Source organism: Mesorhizobium sp. L103C105A0, assembly GCF_000502215.1.
Taxonomy (GTDB): Bacteria; Pseudomonadota; Alphaproteobacteria; order Rhizobiales; family Rhizobiaceae; genus Mesorhizobium.
In genome coordinates this window covers 159,103-176,259 of sequence record NZ_AYXF01000006.1, presented here as the reverse complement: position 1 = coordinate 176,259, position 17,157 = coordinate 159,103, and the positions used below count along the sequence as shown (strand labels likewise).

General features: G+C 61.6%; 18 protein-coding genes. 8 read left to right on the top strand and 10 right to left on the bottom strand.

From position 1 onward, the window contains the following. The first annotated feature begins 38 nt into the window (after window positions 1-38). Window positions 39-230, top strand: coding sequence for a hypothetical protein (locus tag X727_RS1000000168020; RefSeq protein WP_155923589.1), 192 nt, complete (start codon window positions 39-41; stop codon window positions 228-230). Between the two features lie 16 nt (window positions 231-246). On the opposite strand, the gene X727_RS146545 is transcribed toward X727_RS1000000168020, so the two are convergent. Continuing rightward, complete coding sequence (locus tag X727_RS146545) at window positions 247-957, bottom strand: phosphatase PAP2 family protein (RefSeq protein WP_023701943.1); 711 nt, start codon at window positions 955-957, stop codon at window positions 247-249. Window positions 958-961: 4 nt separating this feature from the next. Next, complete coding sequence (locus X727_RS146550; protein WP_023673273.1) at window positions 962-1,303, bottom strand: hypothetical protein; 342 nt, start codon at window positions 1,301-1,303, stop codon at window positions 962-964. 240 nt (window positions 1,304-1,543) lie between these two features. Between X727_RS146550 and X727_RS146555 the strand changes: the two genes are divergently transcribed. Further along, window positions 1,544-1,768 (top strand): hypothetical protein, encoded by a 225-nt coding sequence (locus X727_RS146555; RefSeq protein ID WP_023736970.1) that lies wholly within the window; start codon window positions 1,544-1,546, stop codon window positions 1,766-1,768. 118 nt (window positions 1,769-1,886) lie between these two features. Here X727_RS146555 and X727_RS146560 read toward each other — a convergent pair whose 3' ends face one another. The 3 genes from X727_RS146560 to X727_RS146570 form a co-directional block, all read right to left on the bottom strand. Next, a complete protein-coding gene (locus X727_RS146560; protein WP_023703859.1) occupies window positions 1,887-2,567 on the bottom strand; it encodes a GNAT family N-acetyltransferase in 681 nt (226 codons plus the stop codon). Next, window positions 2,564-3,049, bottom strand: a complete 486-nt coding sequence (locus X727_RS146565; protein ID WP_023703860.1) for a MarR family transcriptional regulator — start codon at window positions 3,047-3,049, stop codon at window positions 2,564-2,566. The genes X727_RS146560 and X727_RS146565 overlap by 4 nt, the downstream gene beginning before the upstream one ends. 394 nt (window positions 3,050-3,443) lie before the next feature. Next, window positions 3,444-4,592: an NAD(P)/FAD-dependent oxidoreductase gene (locus tag X727_RS146570; protein ID WP_155923588.1), complete on the bottom strand. Its 1,149-nt coding sequence runs from the start codon at window positions 4,590-4,592 to the stop codon at window positions 3,444-3,446. Between the two features lie 185 nt (window positions 4,593-4,777). Between X727_RS146570 and X727_RS146575 the strand changes: the two genes are divergently transcribed. After that, on the top strand, window positions 4,778-5,809 hold the full coding sequence (locus X727_RS146575) for a phosphatidylglycerol lysyltransferase domain-containing protein (protein WP_023814554.1): 1,032 nt from the start codon (window positions 4,778-4,780) through the stop codon (window positions 5,807-5,809). A gap of 193 nt (window positions 5,810-6,002) precedes the next feature. Here X727_RS146575 and X727_RS146580 read toward each other — a convergent pair whose 3' ends face one another. Together X727_RS146580 and X727_RS146585 are read right to left on the bottom strand one after the other, a co-directional pair. Further along, on the bottom strand, window positions 6,003-6,764 hold the full coding sequence (locus tag X727_RS146580) for an ABC transporter permease (protein WP_023681263.1): 762 nt from the start codon (window positions 6,762-6,764) through the stop codon (window positions 6,003-6,005). Continuing rightward, window positions 6,761-7,687, bottom strand: coding sequence for an ABC transporter ATP-binding protein (locus X727_RS146585; RefSeq protein WP_023834572.1), 927 nt, complete (start codon window positions 7,685-7,687; stop codon window positions 6,761-6,763). The genes X727_RS146580 and X727_RS146585 overlap by 4 nt, the downstream gene beginning before the upstream one ends. A 269-nt stretch (window positions 7,688-7,956) precedes the next feature. On the opposite strand from X727_RS146585, the gene X727_RS146590 reads away from it, so the two are divergent. After that, a complete protein-coding gene (locus tag X727_RS146590; protein ID WP_023673265.1) occupies window positions 7,957-9,318 on the top strand; it encodes a cytochrome ubiquinol oxidase subunit I in 1,362 nt (453 codons plus the stop codon). A 108-nt stretch (window positions 9,319-9,426) separates the two neighbouring features. Continuing rightward, on the top strand, window positions 9,427-10,431 hold the full coding sequence (locus tag X727_RS146595) for a cytochrome d ubiquinol oxidase subunit II (RefSeq protein WP_023687526.1): 1,005 nt from the start codon (window positions 9,427-9,429) through the stop codon (window positions 10,429-10,431). Window positions 10,432-10,597: 166 nt separating this feature from the next. On the opposite strand, the gene msrA is transcribed toward X727_RS146595, so the two are convergent. From msrA to X727_RS146610, 3 genes are all read right to left on the bottom strand, one after another. Further along, window positions 10,598-11,323, bottom strand: coding sequence for a peptide-methionine (S)-S-oxide reductase MsrA (gene msrA, locus X727_RS146600; protein WP_023703867.1), 726 nt, complete (start codon window positions 11,321-11,323; stop codon window positions 10,598-10,600). A gap of 111 nt (window positions 11,324-11,434) precedes the next feature. Continuing rightward, complete coding sequence (locus X727_RS146605; protein ID WP_023732793.1) at window positions 11,435-11,719, bottom strand: hypothetical protein; 285 nt, start codon at window positions 11,717-11,719, stop codon at window positions 11,435-11,437. A 79-nt stretch (window positions 11,720-11,798) separates the two neighbouring features. Continuing rightward, complete coding sequence (locus X727_RS146610) at window positions 11,799-12,500, bottom strand: DUF1223 domain-containing protein (RefSeq protein WP_023732794.1); 702 nt, start codon at window positions 12,498-12,500, stop codon at window positions 11,799-11,801. A 194-nt stretch (window positions 12,501-12,694) separates the two neighbouring features. Here X727_RS146610 and X727_RS146615 point away from each other — a divergent pair, with 194 nt between their 5' ends. From X727_RS146615 to X727_RS146625, 3 genes are all read left to right on the top strand, one after another. After that, entirely contained in the window at window positions 12,695-13,066 is a 372-nt protein-coding gene (locus X727_RS146615; protein WP_023834571.1) for a DUF559 domain-containing protein, read from the top strand. A gap of 141 nt (window positions 13,067-13,207) precedes the next feature. Then, window positions 13,208-15,013, top strand: a complete 1,806-nt coding sequence (gene lepA / locus X727_RS146620; protein WP_023673259.1) for a translation elongation factor 4 — start codon at window positions 13,208-13,210, stop codon at window positions 15,011-15,013. A gap of 483 nt (window positions 15,014-15,496) precedes the next feature. Further along, window positions 15,497-16,825: a reverse transcriptase domain-containing protein gene (locus tag X727_RS146625; RefSeq protein WP_081726156.1), complete on the top strand. Its 1,329-nt coding sequence runs from the start codon at window positions 15,497-15,499 to the stop codon at window positions 16,823-16,825. The last annotated feature ends 332 nt before the right edge of the window (window positions 16,826-17,157 follow it).

Here is a 17,157-nt window from a genome sequence, read left to right as displayed (position 1 = left end):
TACAATCATAGTGATGTTTCAACCATCATAAAGCATACATGAAACATGATCTCTCCACAAAGCCGGATGGCGGGATACGGGATGAGCATGCTACGCTACCGCCTTGGCTCTTACTGGCGGGGAAATATCAGTTGAAGATTTTCAGGACCTTGACGACTTCGGCAGCCTTGCTGTCGGCGGTTTTTCTGCTGGCAGGCTGCGGACACGGGCTGATCAACCGGCTGATTTGAATGTCGCTCCGGATCGTCAGTCTTCGGGCTCGTTGCCATCGGCCACCGCCTTGTTCCGCTGCAGCATTCGCGCCGCCAGCCAGCACAGCGTCGCCCAGGTGAAGCCGGCGCACCATCCCGCCAGCACGTCGGAAGGCCAGTGGACGCCGAGATAGACGCGGCTGACGCCGACCAGCAGCGTTACCAGCACCGCCAGGCTGAGGACATAGATTTTCGTCGTTCGTCCCGGCAGGAAGCGCGCTGCCAGCGAGCCCAGCGTGAGATAGGTCACCGCCGACAGCATGGCGTGGCCGCTGGGAAACGACAGCGACGTCTCGTTGGCCAGGTGCGAGACAAGATCGGGGCGCGGCCGGTCGATGCCGGCCTTGAGCAAGGTCGACAGCAGCTGCCCGCCGGCCACCGCGACAAAGATCAGCAGCGCCGTCCTCGGCCTACGGATCAGCAGGAGGTAGACGATCACCGCCGTTACGATCAGCGCCAGCACGCTGGAGCTGCCGAGGCTGGTGATGTCGCGCATCGCGCCTTCCAGCCATGCCGGGCCGACGGGAACATCCGGCTGACCCACTTTTCGGAAAGCGAGCAGGATCTCAGTATCGAAAGCGTGCGGCGTGGTGGCCCGCGCCACCTCCATCAGTTCCTCGAAGCCCCACAGCCCGGCGGCTATCACCAGCCCGGCCAGCAGCACCGGAAATTCAAGCCAGTTGGTGAACGCACGCGGGGTCTTCATCGGATTACAGTCGCCCCTGCAGGTAAGGCCCGAGCGAGATCAGCACCACCGCCGCGATGGCCAGCACGATGCCGGTCGCTTGCAAGGCATTGACGCGTTCGCCGAAGAACACCAGCGCCACCACATTGACCGCCACCAGCTGGATCACCGCCGACAGGCTGAACGACACCGACATGCCGAACTCACGAACCAGCCGCAGCATCATCAGATTGCCCGCCGTATACAGCGCCAGTGTCAGCACGATCTTGCCAAGGCTTGGCGCCAGCCCCCATTGCTTGGCCGCGATTGCCGCCAGCAGGAAAATCACCGTCGAAACGACGAGCTGCGCCAGTCCCCAGAAACTCACTTTTGTGCCTCGCTGTCGTTTGTGGCAGCCCTTGTTTCGCAAGCGCGCCGACACGTCAAGCAGACTGCGGCGAGACAGGCCCGACGATGACGAGAGGTGGCTGAATGAATGGCAGCACGATCGCGGTCTGATTGCAACGCTCGGGCCGGATTAACGCAAACCCAGGCAGCTGCCCACCCAAGCCCCGGATAAGAATGGACATTTAAACATGGCGCCCTACGTCTTCTGGAGGAGAGTGCCATGCCAAAGTCCGTCTATGACCGTGGCCTGCTGAAACCCGACGACATCGCCAGGCTGCAACGCGTGTTCGACGAAGCCTGCCGCAGGCGCGACGTGCATCCCGATTCGGCGGAGGCGCGGGAGATCGCGCTGAACCTGCTTGCGCTCCACAATGCCGGCATGATCGAGGAAGATATGCTTATGGAAACCGTGGGTTTCCGCAGGTTGGAGCCGAAATCAGCCTGAGGCCCGCAAGGCGGCCTGGAGCAATTCCAGGAAAAGTGTGAAGCGGTTTTCCGTCCGGAATTGCGTAAAAATAAAGGCCTAGGAGCGGTTCGCCGTTTCCGTGAAACGGTGAAACGCTCTAGCCGGCGCGCTGCACGACGGCCACATTCATCTCTGCCCGCAGCCTGAAGCCGATGGATTCGTACAACCCAACCGCGCCGGCATTGCTGGCATAGGCATGCAGGTAGGGAACTTCGCCGCGCGCAAAAATTCGGTTGGCCACGAACACCGACAGCAGCCGGCCGAGGCCGCTGCCGCGAAATTCGGGATGCGAGCAGACGCCGCTGAGTTCGCTGTAGCCGGGCTGCTTCATGCGCTCGCCGGCCATCGCCGCCAGCCGGCCGTCGATCTTCACGCCCCAGAACTCGCCGAGGCTCAGCGCCTTGAGCGTGAACGGGCCGGGCTTGGTCAGTGACGCCAAAGCAAGCATCTCGGCCGCGTCGTCCTGCGTCAGCTGCTGTACACGCTCGTCCGACACGGAAGGCAATGGCGCCTCGGCAACCATCTGAACGCCGAAGGCGGTCACGGTCGCGGTCAGTTCCGGCGGCAAGGCAATGGGGTCCGCCTGGAGCATGAACACGCTCTCACCTGCAGGAATGAGGCTTGCGAGCGCCTGCAGGCTCTCAGCGTCGTCTGCCCCGGAAGCCGCGAAGGGGACGATCGAGGAGGGATAGCGCCTGGCGAGCCTGTCGCCATACGCAAAGATCCGATGCCGCGTGTCGAGCGCGCTCCAGACCGGACGATCGAGGACATGGCTCATGGCGCGACATCCTGTTTCACACGACGGTCGAGCGGGGCCGCCGCCAGGCCGTCCTCTATTGCCGAGAGTTGTTCGAGAAGCGGCCCTGCAAGGTCTTTGCACAAGTCGGCAACGGCGTTCTCGATGCGCGGCCAAACGTCCCGCTTCGCCTTATCGACCAGGCGCTGGCCGTTCGCGGTCAGCGAGATCATCCTGCGGCGCTGGTCGTCGTTCGATGGCGCGGCCTCGACCAGCCCCAACTCGGCCAGCAGCGCCACGCTGCGCGTCACCCCCGGCTGGGTGATCCCCAGTGACTGCGCCAGCTCGCCGACAGGCAGCGGCCCAAGCCGGTCGAGCGCGGCCAGCAGAGGATACTGGCTGGACTGCACCGGCACCTCCAGCCCATCGAGCATGCGCTGCGTATCGGCCTGCAACTGCTCGCCGATGCGCTTCAGCCTGCTGCCGAGGGTGAGGTAGCCAAGGGATCGAATGATGTCTTCCATGGGTGGTCCGTCTCCTGGATAAGTATAACATGTTATATAATGATGCAATGAACGAGTTCAAGCGCCTGCTTTGGAGGTTGGCCGCAAGCATCTCAACTTCGTCGTCCTTGGGCGAAGCAGGAGCGAAGCTCCGTCGCGGAGACCCAGGGATCATGCCTTGGCCGTGGAAGCAGCGGAGCAGAACCTGCAACGCAGCGTAGCTCAGAAGTCACGGCATGGATCCTCGGGTCTGCGCCGTCGCTACGCTCCTTGCTTCGCCCGTGGATGACGACGGGATCGGCGTTTCAGCCAATCGCCAGGATATTCGATCCGTCTTGCAGATGCGTTGAACCACTAGTCCGCGCCATAGCAGCAGCCCGAAGTGCGCGGTGGTTCTCCGTCCAGAAGCGCTCGTCTACAACCCCTTGGCGATCTGACGGGCAATCGCTTCGGCCTGCAGGCCGGCGCTGTGAAAATAGCTGGTCAGGCTTGGCCGCATGCCGATGAACCACAGGCCGGGCTGGCCGCTCGGGGTGCCGCCATTGGCCTTCGGCACGCCCTTGGCGTCGAGCACGCCGAGATCGCCCAGCATGGCCTCCAGGCCGGTGCGATAGCCGGTTGCCGCGATCACCACATCCGGCTCGAGCACCGTGCCGTCGTTCAGCCGCACGCCGGCGCCTTCGAAAGCCGCCACCGGCGCCACCACCGAAATCCGTCCGGCCTTCAGCGCTGCGACGGCGCCGTCGTCGACGGCGATAGCGATCTGCTCGACGCCGAGCCGGCTGGCGCCGCCTTTCGGCGCCGGCGGCAGGCCGAAGCGGGCGAGGTCGCCGAACACCAGCCGCTGCGTCGCGGCAATCGCGGCATCGGCAATCCACGTCGGCAGCATCGCCATGAAACCGCCGAAGCGCGCCACGGCGACCTTGCCGATCCGTTTCGGCATCAGCGACGGACCCTGCCTGGCTGACAAGCAGATGGCCTTGGTGTCGGCGCGGGCGAGGTGGTTGAGCACGTCGAAGCCGGAATTTCCGGCTCCGACCACCAGCACGCTTTTGCCCACATAGTCCTGTGCTGTGCCGAAATCGGCGGCGTGGACAAGTTTGCCGGTGAAAGTCGCCTTGCCTTGCCAGTCCGGCGTCCATGGCAAGCGGTCGCGGCCGGTGGCGACGATGACATTGCGGGCGCTCAGCGTTTCCCGGCCCGTATGGACGAGCCAGCCATTGCCTCTGCGTTCGATCCGCTCGACGGCGGTGCCGAATTCGACCCTTATGCCGCGCGCGCGGGCAAAATCCTCGAGATAACCGACGATGGCATCCTTGTTCGGAAAGGCGGCGGTGCGTGGCGGATAGGCAAGGCCGGGCAGGGCCGATAGCGCGCGATGCGTGTTGAGGGTCAGCTTCTCGTGCCGCCGTCGCCACGGTTCGGCGATCCGCGGCTCCTTTTCAAGCACGACGACCCGCACGCCGCGCCGGCCAAGCGCGTCGGCGGCCGCCAGCCCCGCCGCTCCGGCGCCGATGACGATAACCGTGTCGTCGAGTCCTTTCGGCCCCAGGACGATAGGCATCGTTTCGCTTGTCGTAGCCGCCATTCGGTCGAGATTCCCTTTCAGGTGCGCCATGGGGACCCGTCCTATATGGCACGTCCCATATGGCACAGGGGCGATATGATCGATAATGAGGTCGCGTCAATGCGACTGATTCGAGGCCTTGGGGGCAAGCCTGTTTATCATCGGCACGCGGAAGCTCGACCATGCCCTCCTTGCGTATCTTTCTTGACAGACTGCTGGAGGGCGCCGCAGCCAAGGTGCCGCGCCAGGATTTTTCGCATGTCGAGCGGCTGGCGCTTGTCCGCCGGCACGGCGACTTCTCGCTGGCCTATTCGACCGCCGTGCAGCAAAAACTGTCCTATTTCGGCGACGCCGACGGCTACATCGCCTTCGGCACCAAGATGAAGCACCATTTCGCGCTCGGTGACCCGGTGGCCCATCCGGCCGATCGGCCCGACTATATCAGGCGCTTTGTCGAAGCCGCCGACAGCCCGTGGTTCGTGCAGATCGGCGAACCGACGGCGCGCGTTCTGGCCGGGCTCGGCTACCAGGTCAACCGTCTGGGCGTCGACACGCGGCTGGAACTGCCGGCTCACGATTTTTCCGGCAAGCGCAACGAAACCGTGCGGTATTCCGAACGCTGGCTGTTGAAGAAGGGGTTTTCCTTTGGCGAAGGAGCGGTCTATCTCGACGAGGTCCAGCGCCTGTCACAGAACTGGCGGGCCGACCGCATCGTCAAGCGCTGGGAGATGGCGTTCCTCAACCGCCCCTTTGCCGATCATCTCGGCATCGATATGCGCCGTTTCGTGCTCTACAGCCCGGAAGGCGAGCTCGTCGCTCTGCTCGATTTCGATCCGATGTTCCGGGATGGCAAGGTGATCGGCTACACCACCTCGTTCAAGCGCAAGCACATCGATGCCTCGCCGCATGCCGAAATCGGGCTGACCAAATTCGCCGTCGACCGGTTTCGCAATGAGGGCATTTCGGTCGTCACGCTCGGCCTGTCGCCGATGCTCGATGTCGGAGCCAACAGCTTTGCCGAATCGAGCTTCTGGCGCAACGCCTTCGAGCGGGCCTATGAGTCGCCCTGGGTCAACCGCAGCAAGTTCAACCTCAAGGGCCAGGCGGCGTTCAAGCGCCGCTTCCACGGCATCGAGGAACCGACCTACATCGCCTTCCGCCAAGGCAGGCTGATCGAGATGCTGGGGTTGCTGCGCCTCATCAAGGCGATCTAGCAAGAACCGTGGCGGCCAACGTGGCCAATTTGCCCTCAGCAAAACTGTTGATTTGACCGGCGCACGGGCGATCCCCTATTTGCATGTCGCTCAAAAGTGGTCCCGGTTTTGAGCAAACGACATGCATAAGAACAAAGACCTAATGCGCGTCGCCTGAGTCCGTTGAAACGCGACGCGCTTAAGAGCGGCAGGGTCAGTTGCGCAGCCGGTAGCCGGTGCGGAAGATCCAGGCGACGATGGCGATGCAGATGGCGAGGAACACCATCGTCATGCCCAGGCTGACGGCGACCGAGACATCGGACTTGCCGTAAAAGCTCCAGCGGAAACCGCTGATCAGGTAGACGACCGGGTTGAACAGCGTCACCGTGCGCCAGGTCTCGGGCAGCATGTTGATCGAATAGAAGCTGCCGCCGAGGAAGGTCAGCGGCGTGATGATCAATAGCGGCACCAGCTGCAATTGCTCGAAGCTTTTCGCCCAGATGCCGATGATGAAGCCGAACAGGCTGAAGGTCACCGCCGTCAAGACAAGGAAGGCCAGCATCCAGAACGGATGCTGGATGGTGAGCGGCACGAACAGCGAGGCCGTCGCCAGGATGATCAAGCCGAGGATGATCGACTTGGTCGCGGCGCCGCCGACATAGGCGATGACGATCTCCAGATACGACACCGGCGCCGACAAGAGCTCGTAGATGGAGCCGACGAATTTCGGGAAATAGATGGCAAAGGAAGCGTTGGAGATCGACTGCGTCAACAGCGACAGCATGATCAGCCCCGGCACGATGAAGGCGCCGTAGCTGATGCCGTCGATCTCGGTGATGCGCGAGCCGATGGCCGAGCCGAAGACGACGAAATAAAGCGATGTCGAGATCACCGGCGAGACGATGCTCTGCAGCACGGTGCGGAACGCACGCGCCATCTCGACCCGGTAGATCGCCCATACTGCTCGCCAATTCATGGCTCTTGCCTCAACAGATTGACGAAGATCTCCTCGAGCGAGCTGTTTTGCGTGTCCATGTCGCGGAACTGGATGCCGGCCGTCTCGAGTTCGCGCAGCAGCGATGCGACGCCGGGGCGTTCGCTCTGGTTGTCATAGGTGTAGGTCAGCTGTGTGCCATCGCCCGACAGCTCCAACGCATAGTGCGAAAATGCATCGGGAATGGCGGCGAGCGGGTTGCGCAATTCCACGATCAGGCGCTTGCGGCCGAGCTTGCGCATCAGTTCGGCCTTTCCCTCGACCAGGATGATCTCGCCGCGGTTGATGACGCCGACACGGTCGGCCATCGCCTCGGCCTCTTCGATATAGTGCGTGGTGAGGATGATGGTGACGCCGTCGTCGCGCAGCCGCCGCACCATCGCCCACATGTCCTGGCGCAGTTCGACGTCGACGCCGGCCGTGGGTTCGTCGAGGAACAGGATGCGCGGCTCATGTGACAGCGCCTTTGCAATCATCAGCCGCCGCTTCATGCCGCCCGACAGCGTGATCGCCTTGGCGTCCTTCTTGTCCCACAACGACAAGTCGCGCAGCACCTTTTCGACGAAGCCCGGATTGGGCGGCTTGCCAAACAGGCCGCGGCTGTAGGTGACGGTTGCCCAGACGCTCTCGAACGCGTCGATGGTCAGCTCCTGCGGCACCAGCCCGATCAGGCTGCGCGCGGCGCGGTAGTCTCGGTTGATGTCGTGGCCGTCGACGGTCACCGTTCCCGACGAACGGTTGACGATGCCGCAGACGATCGAGATCAGCGTCGTCTTGCCGGCGCCGTTCGGCCCCAGCAGCGCGAAAATCTCGCCGCGTTCGATGTCGAGGTTGATTTCCTTCAGCGCCTTGAAGCCGGTGGCGTAGGTCTTGGTGACCCCGGCAATCGAAATGATGGAAGGCAAATTCGTGGAAGACATGAGGCCGAAAACGACTGTTTGAAAGAGGCGGGGATTATTATTGCGCTGAATGTCGGTGTGCAGGCTCGGAAGTCAATGCCGCTGCTGACAATTGTGGACAAACGTTCCCCTTTTGCCGTTTCGTCATGGGGGTGTCGGGCGCTGACGGTTTGATACGATCTGCTGCGACAACGCGCCCCGCGTGACGCCAAGCCGCTTTGACCGAACCGCATCCGCCGCCTATTCTGCGCCAACAAACAGCAGCCGGAGCCCGCATGGACCCGCTCATCCTGTCGCGAATGCAGTTCGGGGCGAATATCTCGTTCCACATCCTGTTTCCGACCATCACGATTGCGCTTGGCTGGGTGCTGCTGTTCTTCAAGCTCCGCTACAACGCCACCGGCGATTCCGCCTGGATGCGCGCCTATTTCACCTGGGTAAAGGTGTTCGCGCTGTCCTTCGCCATGGGCGTGGTCTCGGGCGTCACCATGAGCTTCCAGTTCGGCACCAACTGGCCGGGCTATATGGAGCATGTAGGCAACATCGCCGGGCCGCTGCTTGCCTACGAGATCCTCACCGCCTTCTTCCTCGAAGCGGCCTTCCTCGGCATCATGCTGTTCGGCTTCCGCCGCGTCTCCAACCGCGTCCACACGCTGGCGACGGTGTTGGTCGCCGGCGGCACCACGCTGTCGGCCTTCTGGATCATTGCGCTGAACTCCTGGATGCAGACGCCGGCCGGCTTCGAGATGATCGACGGCAAGGCGCATCCCGTCGACTGGTGGGCGATCGTCTTCAACCCGTCCATGCCCTACCGTCTGACGCATATGCTGCTTGCCTCCGGCCTGACGGTGTCGTTCCTGATCGCCGGCCTGTCGGCGCTGCGCTACCTCACCGGCGACCGGTCGGAATCGATGTGGAAGGCGCTGCGCACCGGCGTCTTCACCGCCGCCATCCTGATCCCGATCCAGATCTTTGCCGGCGACCAGCACGGGCTGAATACGCTGGAGCACCAGCCGCAGAAGATCGCCGCCATGGAGGCGAACTGGAACACCGGCCCCAACGTGCCGCTGGTGCTGTTTGCGCTGCCCGACGAGGCGGCGAAGGAAAACAAATTCGAGATCGCCATTCCCGACGGCGCCAGCCTGGTGCTGCGCCACGCCACCAGCGGTATCGTTCCGGGGCTCAACGACTACCCCGGCCTGCACCCGCCGGTGTTCCCAGTGTTCTGGGGCTTCCGCATCATGGTCGGCACCGGCATTTTGATGCTCATCGTCTCGTGGTCGGCGACCTTCTTCCTCAAGCGCCGCCACAGCCTGCCGAGGCCGCTGGCCATGCTGATGGTGCCGATGGCGCTGTCGGGCTGGCTGGCGACGCTGGCCGGCTGGTACACCACCGAAATCGGCCGCCAGCCCTGGCTGGTCACCGGCGTGCTGAAAACCGCCGACGCTATCGGCCCGGTCGCCGGCAGCCATGTCGCGCTGACGCTCGCCATCTATCTCATCCTCTATGTGCTGCTGCTGATCGCCTATCTTGGCGTGCTGGTGCACCTGGCGCTGAAGGCCGCCAAGGACGGCGATACCTCGCCGCTGCCGGGCGTCATGAAGACGGCGATGTCGCAACCGGCCGCAGCGGAGTGAGGAATGGTCCGCGTAGCGGACGAAAAGCCAACGATTTGGCTTTCCGAATGACGAACGCCCGGAGCCATAGCGAAGGGCAGAACCGTTGATGAGAGGGATGACAGACCGATGAGCTTCGACTGGCCAACCGCGCTGCCCCTGATCTTCGCCGGCCTGATGGGCCTCGCCATCCTGATCTACGTCATTCTCGACGGTTTCGATCTCGGCATCGGCATCCTGTTCTCGGTCGCCGAAGATGCCGAGCAGGACACCATGATCGCGGCAATAGGCCCGTTCTGGGATGCCAACGAGACCTGGCTGGTGCTGGCCGTCGGCCTGCTCCTGGTCGCCTTCCCGCTGGCGCATGGCGTCATCCTCACCGCGCTCTACATTCCGGTCTTCGTGCTTTTGGTCGGCCTCATCCTGCGCGGCGTCGCCTTCGATTTCCGCGCCAAGGTGCCCGCCGGCAAGAAGCATCGCTGGAACCGCATTTTCTTCCTCGGTTCCGTCATCGCCTCGCTGGCGCAAGGCTATATGCTCGGCGTCTATGTGCTTGGCCTCGATGTCGGCTTTGGCGGCATCGCTTTCGGGGCGCTGGTGGCGCTCTGCCTGTCGGCGGCCTATGCAGCGATGGGCGCTGCCTGGGTCATCTACAAGACCGAGGGCGAATTGCAGAGGAAGGCGGTGGCCTGGCTGCGGACAGCCCTGGTGCTGACCGCGCTCGGCATGGCGGCGGTGTCGCTGGCGACCCCATTCGCCAGCCCGCGCATCTTCGCCAAATGGTTCGTCTGGCCCGAAATGCTCTTTCTGTCGCCGCTGCCGATCCTGTCGGCGCTGCTGTTCCTGTGGCTGTGGCGGCAGACCTTCCACCTGCCCAAGCCCGACGACCGCCATGCGCTGCGGCCGTTCCTGACGCTCGCCGCCATCTTCGCGCTCGGCTTTGCCGGGCTTGCCTGGTCGTTCTACCCCTTCGTGGTGCCCGAGAGGCTGACCATCTGGCAGGCGGCGTCGGCGACGGAAAGCCTGGCCATCATCCTCGCCGGCACGGTGGTCGTGCTGCCGGTGATCATCTTCTATTCGTTCTATGCGTATCGGGTGTTTGGGGGCAAGGCGACGGATCTGACGTATGATTGAAGGGGAGCTGATCTCCCCCCTTGAGGGGGAGATGGCCGGCAGGCCAGAGGGGGTCGCCGCGCGTGGAGCGCTAACCTTCTTCTGCCGCAGGAGGTCGCGTCCGGTCGGACCGACCCCCTCTGTCGCCTCCGGCGACATCTCCCCCTCGAGGGGGGAGATTAGGTGCTCAGCTCTTCCCCGCCAGCACGAGCACCGGCTTCTCGCTATACAACCCCGGGAACAGCGCCTTCAAATTCGCCACCTTGGGCAGGTCGTTGTAGACGATGTAGGGGTAGGTCGGGTTCAGCGTCAGAAAGTCCTGGTGATATTCCTCGGCCGGATAGAAGGTTTTGCCCGTCTCCAGCGTGGTGACGATGGGTTTTGAAAACACCTTGGCCTGGTCGAGCTGGGCGATGTAGCTCTGGGCGATCTTCTGCTGCTCGCCATTCTCGGCAAAGATGGTCGAGCGGTACTGGGTGCCCGAGTCCGGCCCTTGATAGTTCAGCTGCGTCGGGTTGTGGGCGACCGAGAAATAGACCTGCAGCAGCTGGCCGTAGGTCACCTTGGACGGATCGTAGGTGATCTCGACCGATTCGGCGTGGCCGGTGCGGCCGCTGCCGACCGTTTCGTAGACGGCGTCATCCTTGGCGCCGCCGGTGTAGCCGGAGACGGCCTTGGTCACGCCCTTGACGTGCTGGAACACGCCCTGCACGCCCCAGAAGCAGCCGCCGGCGAAGATAGCCTTCTCGCTGCCGCTGGCGGCCTTCTCGTCCACTGCCGGCGGCGGGATCACCACCGCGTCCTCGGCCGAGCGCGCCGGGCTCTGCCAGAAGGCAGCCGCCGCGGCGGCGACGATGAGCGCGGCAAGCGCGCTCTTGAAGATCGGCGTTCTCGTCCTTGCAATCCCGGTCATGTCTGATCTCCTTGATGGTGGCGAAGACTATACGACAGAACGTCCCGCCTGGTTTCTCAAATTGCCGTGCGCCGGCCCGGCCACTGTGCGGCCGGGCCATGGAACCCAGCCTTATTGCGCGGGCGCCATGGCGTCCGCCGGCTTCATCGCATCCGTTGCGGGTTTCATGGCATCGGCCGGCTTCATGGCGTCGGTGGCGGGTTTCATTGCATTCGTCGCCATCGGATCGGCTGGCTTCATGGCATCGGTCGCCGGCGCCATGGCATCGGTCGCGGGCTTCATCGCATCGGTTGCCATCGCCGGCTTCATGGCGCTGGTCGCTTCGTCCCCGCGGGCGCCGGAGGCGAAGGCGGTCATCGAAAGCGCAAAAGCGAGCGCGGTCAGGGTCTTGGTCATGATGGTATTTCCTCCTTGAAGAGGGCGCGCGGATGCGAGCCCGGTTATGCCGCGCTAGCGGCGTTGCGTAGAAAAAGAATCAGTCGGCGGCTGCAGCCAGGATCGGCCCACCACCCGGCGACTGCACCAGCACCGCGGTGCTCAGCCCGCCGCTTGCCGCCGGCAGCGGCAGTGTGGTGGCGTCGCCGCTCCAGCTGCCGAGTTTCTCCAGCGAGTGCACGACATTGGCATGCGGCAGCGTGCGCCCGGTATTCTCGCCGCGCGCCACCGGCACTTCGACGACGCCCTTGTTGTAGCGGACCAGCCAGACATCAGCGCGGCCGGCCGGCGCGGAACCGACGCCGATGCTGATCTTGCCGCCGTCGAGCGACAGCGTCGGCCCGTTCGTGTGACCGCTCGCGGAAATCAGCTGCTCGATCTCGCCTGATGCCGCGCCCACCGCATCGGCACCGCCATTGACCACCACCTGCGGCGTGAACGGGCCGGAACGGCCGAGCGACGGCTCATAGCGCACCTGGCGCTGGGTGAATTCCTCGCGGCCGAAAATGTCCTTCCAGCCGAGATAGTCCCAGTAGGTGACGTTGAACGACAGCGCCAGAACACCCGGCTCGTCCTTGACCTTGATCAGGTTGGCATTGGCCGGCGGGCAAGACGAACAGCCCTGGCTGGTGAACAATTCGACCACGGTGAGCGGCTGGGCGAAGGCGGTGCCGCCAAGCATCATCAGCGCGGCGCCTACGGCAGCCAGCATGCCGGCGCGTTTTGGGTTGGATCCAGTCATTGGGGGTCTCCGTTGCGGCGGGTTCTTCCCACACTTCGCCGCTGCCAGAGGCTTCGTTACATGGTTCACCGCTTCGTGATTGGGGGCGGACGCGTCGTTGCCTTCTCCTCTTGTGGGAGAAGGTGGATCGGCGCGAAGCGCCGAGACGGATGAGGGGTGTTCCAGCGGAGTGAGACGTTGGTTAATCTAACGTCATGCCACATCAGCCCGTCGCTCCTGCCAAACGAAACTTTGCCCGTTCGCTCCGACGTGAAATGACGGAGGCGGAAGACAAACTGTGGCACGAACTACGTGACCGCAGGCTCGATCGGATCAAATTTCGGTGCCAAGTTCCTGTTGGAAAATACGTCGCCGATTTCGCTTGTCTTGAATCACTCCTCATCATCGAGATCGATGGGAGTCAGCATGCGGACTCAGAGTCAGACCAGGCCCGTAGAACGGAACTGGAGGCGAGAGGCTTTCGTGTGTTGCGCTTTTGGAACGACGATGTCCTGAAAGACATGGACAGCGTCTGCACCACGATAATCGCTTATGTAAGGGATGTCAGTTTGCAGCCATGGCGGTGAAAGAACGCCGGCGTCAAGCTGGAACACCCCTCATCCGTCTCGGCGCTGCGCGCCGATCCACCTTCTCCCACAAGGGGAGAAGGCAAGGGCACCGCCACCCCGCTTGCCCCTGCAACCCGCCCCTGCTAAAGCCGCCCCATCATGAGCACGCCTCTCGACCACATCCGCAATTTCTCCATCGTCGCCCATATCGACCATGGCAAATCCACGCTTGCCGACCGGCTGATCCAGTCGACCGGTGGGCTGGAGCTGCGAGACATGAAGGAGCAGGTGCTGGACTCGATGGACATCGAGCGCGAGCGCGGCATCACCATCAAGGCGCAGACCGTGCGGCTGAAATACCGCGCCAACAATGGCGAGGACTATATCCTCAACCTCATCGACACGCCCGGCCATGTCGACTTCGCCTATGAAGTGTCGCGGTCGCTCGCCGCCTGCGAAGGTTCGCTGCTGGTCGTCGACGCCTCGCAAGGCGTCGAGGCGCAGACGCTGGCCAATGTCTACCAGGCCATCGACAACAACCACGAGATCGTCGTGGTGCTGAACAAGGTCGACCTGCCGGCCGCCGAGCCCGAGCGCATCCGCGAGCAGGTCGAGGAGGTCATCGGCATCGACGCCTCCAACGCCGTGCTGATCTCGGCCAAGACCGGCCTTGGCATTCCCGATGTGCTAGAAGCCATCGTCCACCAATTGCCGCCGCCGCGCGAGGGCGATGCCTCAGCACCGCTCAAAGCCATGCTGGTCGACAGCTGGTACGACGCCTATCTCGGCGTCATCGTGCTGGTGCGCATCATCGATGGGGTGCTGAAAAAGGGCGCGACCATCCGCATGATGGGCACTGGCGCCAAGCATCTGGTGGAGCGCACCGGCGTGTTCACGCCGGCCCGCATCAATGTCGACGAGCTTGGCCCCGGCGAGTTCGGCTTCTTCACCGGCTCGATCAAGGAAGTGGCCGACACCCGCGTCGGCGACACCATCACCGAGGACAAGCGCCAGACGGCGCATGCGCTGCCCGGCTTCAAGCCGGCGCAGCCGGTGGTGTTCTGCGGCCTGTTCCCGGTCGACGCCGCCGATTTCGAGGATCTGCGCGCCGCCGTCGGCAAATTGCGCCTCAACGACGCCAGCTTCTCCTATGAAATGGAAACCAGTGCCGCGCTCGGTTTCGGCTACCGCTGCGGCTTCCTTGGCCTGCTGCATCTCGAAATCATCCAGGAGCGGCTGGAGCGCGAGTTCAACCTCGACCTGATTGCCACCGCGCCGAGCGTCGTCTACCGGCTGCTGCTCAATGACGGCTCGGTTAAGGAATTGCACAACCCCGCCGACATGCCCGACGTCGTGAAGATTTCGGCCATCGAGGAGCCGTGGATCCGCGCCACTATCCTGACCCCCGACGACTATCTCGGCGGCATTCTAAAACTCTGCCAGGACCGGCGCGGCATCCAGGCCGACCTGTCCTATGTCGGCAAGCGCGCCATGCTGATCTACGACCTGCCGCTCAACGAGGTCGTCTTCGACTTCTATGACCGGCTGAAGTCGATCTCCAAGGGCTACGCCTCCTTCGACTATCATCTGACCGACTACAAGGAAGGCGACCTGGTGAAAATGTCGATCCTGGTCAATGAGGAGCCGGTCGACGCGCTGTCCATGCTGGTCCACCGCACCGCGGCGGAAAAGCGCGGCCGCCAGATGTGCGAGAAGCTGAAGGAGCTGATCCCGAACCACCTCTTCAAGATCCCGATCCAGGCCGCCATCGGCGGCAAGGTCATCGCCCGCGAAACCATCTCGGCGCTGCGCAAGGACGTGACCGCGAAGTGCTACGGCGGCGACGTGAGCCGCAAGCGCAAGCTGCTGGACAAGCAGAAAGAGGGCAAGAAGCGGATGCGGCAGTTCGGCAAGGTGGATATTCCGCAGGAGGCGTTTATCCAGGCCTTGAAGATGGGGGATTGAGAAGCCGGTTGGCGCGCAAAGCCCGCCAAGTCATCGATCCAGTGAATCGATGACAGGCTTCGAAAGCGGGGGAGCTGCCGGAGGCAGCGGGCCCCCCGCCAGCGCGACACTGAAGCTGCGCGGTGAGATACTTTCCGGGCAGCGGCGCGGTATGGCTTCCGGCGCTGCGACGATTCTTCTTTCGAAATTGCAGTAATTTTCTCGATCCCATCGAAACGTGCGAATATCAGCCGATGGGACGAACAGAGCGCGCTGCGCAAGCAATTTGGGTTGCGCTCTAGTTAGAGCATGCAGCAAACGGCCACCAACTCTCTTCCCATTCGCTGTAAATACTGTAATAAGCGAGTCAAGCACGTGTCGTGCTAGTTGAGCCGCGAAGCTTCACCATGCAGTTGATGTCGCAAGCATCGTCGCCCCTCGCAAACGCCGTCTCCCTAGGGAGACCCTGACTTAGCGCGGCCCAACCCCGCAAGGGTTTAAAAGATGGAAGATGCAATAAGACGTGCAATCGAATTTCAATCCAAGAAATTGCTAAAGAAAGAAGAGCGAAGCCGCTTTGCGGATAGGAAGTATCAGCGAAAACATAAGCTAAGAACTGGCACTCCTGGACAAACAGGGGTATACCGCGAGCCGCGAATCTGGGGCGTGGCTCCGCATTTCAATCCTAAATATTGCTTAGCTCATTCAAAATTTCTGGCTCGTGTTATCTGGCTGAAGATTCGAGAGCGGACATATCAGCCGCAACCAGCCGTCAGATACAAGATCGCTAAGGATTCTGGTGGCTTCCGCGAGATAATGGTTTTCGCCATCCCAGACGCAGCCATCGCGAACCTCTTCTACAGGAAACTTCGGGATAAAAACAGAAATCTATTTTCCCCGTTTAGCTATGCGTATATGAAAGACCGAGGTCTTTTCGATGCCGTTATTCAGCTGAACTCATATTTGACCGGGTCAACCAAATACATTATTCAATTCGACTTTGCAAAATATTTCGATAGTATAGATCATAAATATATTGAACACCTGTTCAGCGTTTTGAATTTTAACATTTCAGACACCGAAAAATACGTACTTAGAGCATTTTTGCAACATCCTATCCATGATGCGAAACACTACGCGGCTGGTCCGCCGGAGATTCGGCAGATAGGTGTCCCCCAAGGCTCCTCACTGTCTCTTTTTCTCGCGAATCTAGCAGGCCACGAGTTGGATCGGCGCCTTGAGGCGACCAACGGCCAATTTGTGAGATTTGCTGACGACATCGTTGCGGTTACTAACAACCACGATGACGCACTCAAAATTTTAAAGGCCTTTGAGGAACACTGTAGATATTCCGGCATCACAATTAATCACCAAAAGTCTCCAGGGATCTCGCTGATGTCGTCAGATATACGTTCGGAGCGCAGATCGTTTTTTGTGAACGACGGTGATGGCGATGACATTATGATCCTCAGCGATTTCGATTGCATCGGGCACAAGTTTTCAAACAATAAGGTGGAAATCTCCACGAGAGGATTTAAAAGAACGAAAAGGCGGATAAGCAAGATTTTGTATATACATCTGTTGTACAGTTTGAAATCTCTCGGGACGATGGATGTATCGCGCGTCATAGGGAAACATTTCGACTGGGATTTGGTGACGTGTGTCAATGAAATACGCAAATTCATTTATGGGGGATTACCCAAAGTGAGCTTGCCGGATTCCTTAGTGGCAATAGCAAATTGGGAAAGATGCGGGGGTTCATTGGCTTTTGTCCGCTTATGGATTCAATCGAGCGGTTCCAAGAACTTGATGGTTGGCTTGTTAATGTTATGAGAAGGGCTCTCGCTGAGAGATATCGGTTGGTTGACGCCTTACTGAAGAAGTCCGGTAAAAGTCCGCTTTCGAAGAAAGTCCCGAGTCAAGGGGCGTTGATCTCGGGCGATTGGTACGATGGCCCATCGAAGTTGGAGTTGGAACTCGGACTGCCTAGCTTTGTGATGGCTTGGAGGGCCGCGAGAAAGAAGTACAAGCAATATGGCTTGGATGATTTTGAAAGCCCGAGATACTACTCTCATGCATCGGACTTTCCTGCTGTCCTAGATCACTACGACGCCTGACGACAAAGGTCGTCGGCTGAGAGCGCGGTAGCCAACTGCACGCTCCGA

Coding starts and splice junctions, on each gene's coding strand:
- X727_RS146610 (WP_023732794.1), bottom strand. CDS start 12,500: ATGACTGGATCCAACCCAAAACGCGCCGGCATGCTGGCTGCCGTAGGC.
- X727_RS146570 (WP_155923588.1), bottom strand. CDS start 4,592: ATGCCTATCGTCCTGGGGCCGAAAGGACTCGACGACACGGTTATCGTC.
- X727_RS1000000168020 (WP_155923589.1), top strand. CDS start 39: ATGAAACATGATCTCTCCACAAAGCCGGATGGCGGGATACGGGATGAG.
- lepA (WP_023673259.1), top strand. CDS start 13,208: ATGAGCACGCCTCTCGACCACATCCGCAATTTCTCCATCGTCGCCCAT.
- X727_RS146580 (WP_023681263.1), bottom strand. CDS start 6,764: ATGAATTGGCGAGCAGTATGGGCGATCTACCGGGTCGAGATGGCGCGT.
- X727_RS146615 (WP_023834571.1), top strand. CDS start 12,695: ATGCCACATCAGCCCGTCGCTCCTGCCAAACGAAACTTTGCCCGTTCG.
- X727_RS146565 (WP_023703860.1), bottom strand. CDS start 3,049: ATGGAAGACATCATTCGATCCCTTGGCTACCTCACCCTCGGCAGCAGG.
- X727_RS146625 (WP_081726156.1), top strand. CDS start 15,497: ATGGAAGATGCAATAAGACGTGCAATCGAATTTCAATCCAAGAAATTG.
- X727_RS146595 (WP_023687526.1), top strand. CDS start 9,427: ATGAGCTTCGACTGGCCAACCGCGCTGCCCCTGATCTTCGCCGGCCTG.
- X727_RS146575 (WP_023814554.1), top strand. CDS start 4,778: ATGCCCTCCTTGCGTATCTTTCTTGACAGACTGCTGGAGGGCGCCGCA.
- X727_RS146590 (WP_023673265.1), top strand. CDS start 7,957: ATGGACCCGCTCATCCTGTCGCGAATGCAGTTCGGGGCGAATATCTCG.
- X727_RS146545 (WP_023701943.1), bottom strand. CDS start 957: ATGAAGACCCCGCGTGCGTTCACCAACTGGCTTGAATTTCCGGTGCTG.
- msrA (WP_023703867.1), bottom strand. CDS start 11,323: ATGACCGGGATTGCAAGGACGAGAACGCCGATCTTCAAGAGCGCGCTT.
- X727_RS146555 (WP_023736970.1), top strand. CDS start 1,544: ATGCCAAAGTCCGTCTATGACCGTGGCCTGCTGAAACCCGACGACATC.
- X727_RS146560 (WP_023703859.1), bottom strand. CDS start 2,567: ATGAGCCATGTCCTCGATCGTCCGGTCTGGAGCGCGCTCGACACGCGG.
- X727_RS146605 (WP_023732793.1), bottom strand. CDS start 11,719: ATGACCAAGACCCTGACCGCGCTCGCTTTTGCGCTTTCGATGACCGCC.